The organism is Xenorhabdus sp. IM139775 (assembly GCF_028598745.1).
Classification (GTDB): domain Bacteria; phylum Pseudomonadota; class Gammaproteobacteria; order Enterobacterales; family Enterobacteriaceae; genus Xenorhabdus.
In genome coordinates this window covers 1-6,052 of the sequence record NZ_JAQRFK010000110.1, presented here as the reverse complement: position 1 = coordinate 6,052, position 6,052 = coordinate 1, and the positions used below count along the sequence as shown (strand labels likewise).

Annotated in this window: 4 protein-coding genes and 1 pseudogene; 1 reads left to right on the top strand and 4 read right to left on the bottom strand. The window is 47.5% G+C overall.

Annotation, left to right across the window (positions count from 1 at the left end; genetic code table 11):
* Positions 1-47: 47 nt before the first annotated feature.
* From rpoD to rpsU, 3 genes are all read right to left on the bottom strand, one after another.
* Positions 48-1,895 (bottom strand): RNA polymerase sigma factor RpoD, encoded by a 1,848-nt coding sequence (rpoD, locus tag PSI17_RS15575; RefSeq protein ID WP_273552843.1) that lies wholly within the window; start codon positions 1,893-1,895, stop codon positions 48-50.
* A 305-nt stretch (positions 1,896-2,200) separates the two neighbouring features.
* Entirely contained in the window at positions 2,201-3,949 is a 1,749-nt protein-coding gene (gene dnaG / locus PSI17_RS15570; protein ID WP_273552842.1) for a DNA primase, read from the bottom strand.
* 114 nt (positions 3,950-4,063) lie between these two features.
* Complete coding sequence (gene rpsU / locus PSI17_RS15565) at positions 4,064-4,279, bottom strand: 30S ribosomal protein S21 (RefSeq protein WP_001144069.1); 216 nt, start codon at positions 4,277-4,279, stop codon at positions 4,064-4,066.
* 466 nt (positions 4,280-4,745) lie between these two features.
* On the opposite strand from rpsU, the gene tsaD reads away from it, so the two are divergent.
* Complete coding sequence (gene tsaD / locus PSI17_RS15560) at positions 4,746-5,783, top strand: tRNA (adenosine(37)-N6)-threonylcarbamoyltransferase complex transferase subunit TsaD (protein ID WP_273552844.1); 1,038 nt, start codon at positions 4,746-4,748, stop codon at positions 5,781-5,783.
* Between the two features lie 95 nt (positions 5,784-5,878).
* On the opposite strand, the pseudogene PSI17_RS15555 reads toward tsaD, so the two are convergent.
* Positions 5,879-6,052 (bottom strand): annotated as a pseudogene (locus PSI17_RS15555) (IS256 family transposase); the annotation flags it as partial.

Sequence of the window (6,052 nt, the reverse complement as noted above, 5' to 3'; positions counted from 1 at the left end):
CGCCTGCTGAAACAGACGCTTTTCAGATTTATCAGCAAATTCGTTGATTAGTCATCAAGGAAGCTGCGCAATACTTCGGAACGGCTTGGATGGCGCAGTTTACGTAGTGCTTTTGCTTCGATCTGACGAATACGCTCGCGGGTGACATCAAATTGTTTACCCACTTCTTCCAGAGTATGGTCAGTGTTCATATCGATACCAAAACGCATACGCAGAACTTTCGCTTCACGTGCAGTCAGGCCCGCCAGTACATCGTGGGTTGCTGAACGCAGGCTTTCTGAAGTTGCTGAATCCAGCGGCAGTTCAAGCGTAGTATCCTCGATGAAATCGCCCAGATGTGAATCTTCATCATCACCGACAGGTGTTTCCATGGAGATTGGCTCTTTGGCAATTTTCAGTACCTTGCGGATCTTGTCTTCAGGCATCAACATACGCTCTGCCAGCTCTTCCGGTGAAGGCTCACGACCCATTTCCTGCAACATCTGGCGGGAAATACGGTTGAGTTTGTTGATGGTTTCAATCATATGCACTGGAATACGAATGGTACGTGCCTGATCCGCGATAGAACGTGTGATCGCCTGACGGATCCACCATGTCGCGTAAGTTGAAAATTTGTAACCACGACGGTATTCAAATTTATCAACCGCTTTCATCAGGCCGATGTTACCTTCCTGAATCAAATCAAGGAATTGCAGTCCACGGTTGGTATATTTCTTCGCAATCGAAATAACCAGACGCAGGTTGGCTTCAACCATCTCTTTTTTCGCACGGCGGGCTTTCGCTTCACCGATTGACATACGACGGTTGATATCTTTGACCTGTTCAATGGTCAGGCCGGTTTCTTCTTCAATCTGGCGTAACTTTTGCTGGCTACGCATTACTTCGTCTTCAACTTCCAGCAATTTATCAGACCATGGCTTGTTCATTGCTTTCGCAGCGGTGAACCATGTATCAGTCGTTTCATTGCCAGAGAAGAGTGTGATGAAGTTTTTCTTCGGCATCTTGCACTGCTCAACACACATCTTCATGATCTGGCGCTCTTGAAGACGTACGCGATCCATCATGGAACGCATGTTGTTGACCAGATGATCAAACTGTTTTGGTACCAGGCGGAACTGTTTGAATACTTCAGATAAAGTCAATATTTCTGCGGCGGTATTGGGATGGCTGCGACCATAAGCTTTGATCGCCTGACGAGTCAGTTCATACTGCTCACGCAGTTCCCCAAATTTTTGGCGGGCGAGTTCTGGATCGATGCTGTTATCATCTTCGCTGTCAGTATCATCATCACTCTCTTCATCTTCGTCATCTTCGTCGTCAAGCTCTGCCTGAGGAAGTTCTGAGCCAACGTGTGTGGCTGAAGGTGTCAGATCTTCTTCTGCGTTAGGATCAACGAAACCCGTGATCAAGTCGGACAGGCGACTCTCACCAGATTCAACACGGTCGAACTGTTCCAGCAGGTAAGTAATCGCTTCAGGGTATTCAGCAACGGAGCACTGTACTTGGTTGATGCCATCTTCAATGCGCTTTGCAATGTCAATCTCACCTTCGCGAGTCAAAAGCTCAACCGTTCCCATTTCACGCATGTACATGCGAACCGGATCGGTGGTACGGCCGATTTCTGACTCGACACTCGATAACACTTGTGCAGCCGCTTCCGCAGCATCTTCATCTGTGTCGTTTGTGTTTTCTGCCAACATGAGATCATCGGCATCAGGTGCTTCTTCCATCACCTGGATGCCCATGTCATTGATCATTTGGATGATATCTTCTATCTGATCAGAATCGACGATATCTTCCGGCAGATGGTCATTGACCTCAGCATAGGTCAGATAGCCTTGCTCCTTACCTCGGGTGACAAGTAGCTTTAGCTGTGACTGCGGGTTTTGCTCCATAAGACGGTATCCACACTTCAGAGTATTGGTTGGTGTCGGTCGGCGAAACTAATATGCCAACAATAATATTTAGGGGCGTTTTCATTGTATTGCCGCTGCCCTCAATTGCGGCAATGGTAGGGTTATCCACCTTACCTAATGCGGCAGTTAAGCCGTGAATTCTGTGTCTGTGATTTTTGGTTTTGGTTTAGAACCTGTTTCACCAAGCTATATTTTCATCGCGCGTTATTTTCAGTAAATCCAGTAAAATATCGCCTTCAAGTTAATATCATCTTGAAGCAATATAGCCTTGCTGAGACAGATTCTTATTTTCTCGCGCTAGATACCGTAATTAATCGGACTTCTTCGCGCTCGTCTGGTGTCAGGCCTTCCGTTCTCTCTTTGGCAATCAGAAAATTAAAACGTTCATCAAGTGCTGACGCGAAAAGATGGTCGAGTGCATCGCTAAAAGTTTTTTCAGCAATCTCTTCTATCTGTATATCGTTCCAGGCAGCGAGTTTTTCAAGCTGTTTAGCATATTTATTATCGCGGTATTGCTCCAACAGTTGCCCTGTGGTTAAACCCGGTTGAGCAAGGCTCGTGTCGACAAGCTCTGTGAATAATGGCAATCCTGCTATCTGGGTAGAAAACATTCCCTGTAGTGGGGGAACTAATGTCGCTAAATGCGGATTCTGCACCAGCAATGCAATAAGTATGCGCATTGTTGTTGGTTTCAGTTTTAGCGCCTGATATGTATTGGTATCTTTTTTGACAAGTTTTGCCAGAAATCGTTCCAATTGTGCCGTATCAGGAGTACCTAACAGGTTTCCAAGCTCTCGCAGCAGGTAGAGCCGCAGTGTTTCCCCCGGGATTTTACTGATCAGTGGCATGGCTAGCGAACTGAGCTTAGTCGTTCCTTCCGGGTTACTTAAATCAACCTGTGGCAATAGCGATTCGAACAAAAATGCAGATAAGGTCAAGGCCTTTTCCATTCTCTGCTCGAAGACTTCCCGCCCTTCTTTGCGGATCAGTGAATCAGGATCTTCACCGTCCGGCAAGAACATAAAACGTAATTGCCGCCCGTCATTCAGATAAGGCAATGCGGTTTCCAGTGTACGCCATGCGGCATCACGACCTGCCCGGTCACCGTCGTAGCAACAGATGACATTATCGGTTGTCCTGAAAAGCAACTGAACGTGTTCAGCCGTGGTGGACGTGCCCAGCGAAGCCACGGCATAGCCAATGCCAAATTGGGCCAGCGCAACCACATCCATATAACCTTCAACCACCAATAGCCTTGTCAGCGATTTGTGATTTTGCTGGGCTTCATAAAGACCATATAGCTGACGGCCTTTATGGAAAATGTCGGTTTCCGGCGAGTTCAGATACTTGGGAAGTGCATCGCCCAGCACTCTGCCGCCGAATGCAATCACGCGACCACGACGATCGCGAATAGGGAACATCACTCGCCCGCGGAAACGGTCATAAGTCTGTCCCTGATCATTCGTAACCAGCATGCCGGCATCGTTTAACTGCTTCTGCTCTTCCGCATTGCGGGCAAATTTTGTCAGGACATTATCCCAGCCATTTGGAGCAAAGCCGATGGCGAAACGTTGAATGATCTCTTCACTGAGCCCACGTTGGGTCAAATATTGCCGGGCTGATTGAGCGCCGGGGGTATTCAGTGAATGCTGATAGAAGCTGTTGAGCTTATCCATCAACTGGTAAAGATTTTGCCTTTGGTGACGTTCGATTTGACCGCCACCGGAACCTGCTTCGTAAGGCACTTCCAGCCCGTGCATGGTTGCCAGTTCTTCGATGGATTCGACAAAATCTAACCGGTCATAATTCATCAGAAAATCAATGGCATTGCCATGCGCTCCGCAACCGAAGCAATGGTAAAACTGCTTGTCACCATTAACAGTGAATGAAGGGGTTTTTTCGTTATGAAAAGGACAACACGCCTGATGATTTTTACCTTTCTTTTTCAAAGGCACCCTAACATCGATCAAATCAATGATATCGGTTCTTGCTAATAAGTCATTGATAAATGCGCGTGGAATTCGTCCAGCCATAAGCCCTTTTACGCCTGTTGATGAACGAGAATAAGCCGCGCTTCCTTTGGGAAAGCACGGCCTTTAACTGCAGTAGTTTGTTAATACAAACACTAAGCGGACTGGCCGCAAAGATTAGTACAAACGGGTGCGGCGTGCGTTTTCACGAGCCAGCTTCTTAGCATGACGCTTAACAGCAGAAGCTTTAGCGCGTTTGCGCTCAGTCGTTGGTTTTTCATAGAACTCACGACGACGAACTTCTGCTAATACGCCTGCTTTCTCGCAAGAACGCTTAAAGCGACGCAGTGCTACGTCAAATGGCTCGTTTTCACGTACTTTAATTACTGGCATGTGCCTCTCACCTCAATAGAAATCGGGTTTGTCGCTGGCGCGATAGTGCCAGCCGTCTTTAAAATGGTGCGGAATTTTACTTCAATGAACACGGCTTTGTAAAGTGCCGAGGAAAATTGAAACCGATAACGCCATGGGTTACAGGATGCTTTTTTCGTATATAAAACAAGCAATCCGAAATCGGCGTTATTAACATTAACCACACAGGATATTCAAGTAGGGTATTGATTATAGACTAAACAGAAAAAATAGCCAGTGTGTAATGGGTTCAAAGCTGAGAATGTTGATATGACGAGATATTGCTGACAAAGGATTTAAACGGGCAGAGGGAGATAAACATAGAGGTTCATAAATAGATAATGTGAGATAGTATTACATAGATAGTGTTACATCGATAGTGTTACACTGACGCCCGTTGAAAGTGATACGAATGTATAATGACCAAACAACGAGACAATATAGTGCAATGCGAGTTTTAGGTATAGAAACGTCCTGCGATGAAACCGGAATCGCAATTTATGACGACAAAATCGGTCTGCTAGCCAATCAATTGTACAGTCAGGTCAAGCTACATGCTGATTATGGCGGTGTTGTGCCTGAACTGGCGTCCCGTGACCACATTCGTAAAACGGTTCCTTTAATTCAGGCGGCTTTGCAAGAAGCGGGTCTGACGAGTAAAGACATTGATGCAGTTGCTTACACCGCAGGGCCGGGATTAGTGGGTGCATTGCTGGTTGGGGCAACCATCGGGCGTTCACTGGCGTTTGCGTGGGATGTCCCGGCTATTCCCGTGCATCATATGGAAGGCCATTTGCTGGCACCGATGCTGGAAGCAAACAGCCCTGAGTTTCCTTTTGTTGCCTTACTGGTTTCAGGCGGTCATACCCAACTGATTAGCGTGACAGGTATCGGTGAATACACATTGTTGGGTGAATCCATTGATGATGCCGCAGGTGAGGCTTTTGATAAAACAGCCAAACTGCTTGGTTTGGATTATCCGGGCGGGCCAGTGCTTTCCCGCATAGCGCAGCAGGGCAAGGCGGGGCGTTTTGTCTTCCCGCGTCCGATGACCGATCGTCCGGGGCTGGATTTCAGTTTTTCTGGCCTGAAAACGTTCGCAGCGAATACGATCCGCAATAACATTCATGGTCATGATGTGGCTGAGGATGAACAAACCAAGGCGGATATTGCCCGCGCATTTGAAGATGCGGTGGTGGATACGTTGGCGATTAAGTGTAAACGGGCGTTGCAACAGACGGGATTCAAGCGTCTGGTGATGGCGGGTGGCGTGAGTGCAAACCGGACATTGCGTACCAAGATGCAGGAGGTGATGGAAAAGCTGGGAGGCGAAGCCTTCTATGCCCGCCCTGAATTTTGTACTGATAATGGGGCCATGATCGCACTGGCTGGCATGATCCGCTTGCAAGGGGGGACTGCCGGTGAATTAGGCGTAACGGTAAAAGCACGTTGGCCACTGGCGGATCTTCCTGCCCTGCAAAAATAATAGAAAAACCCGCTGTTTGACATGGGCTGGGTGCGATTGGCACTTAGCCTTTTAGTTGAGGGCGTTCAGTATTCTGTGTCACGATAATTTAGCTGTTATAACGTTATCACATTATCCAGACGCCCTTCAAAGTAAATACACAGCTGAGACAGCGTCAGGTTCCAGCTTTGGATTGGCATCGTCCACTTTTCCTGGGCATTGAGAAGCCCCAGATAAAGCAGTTTGAGCAGGCTGTTTTCATTTGGGAACGCGCCTTTTGTTTTCGTCAG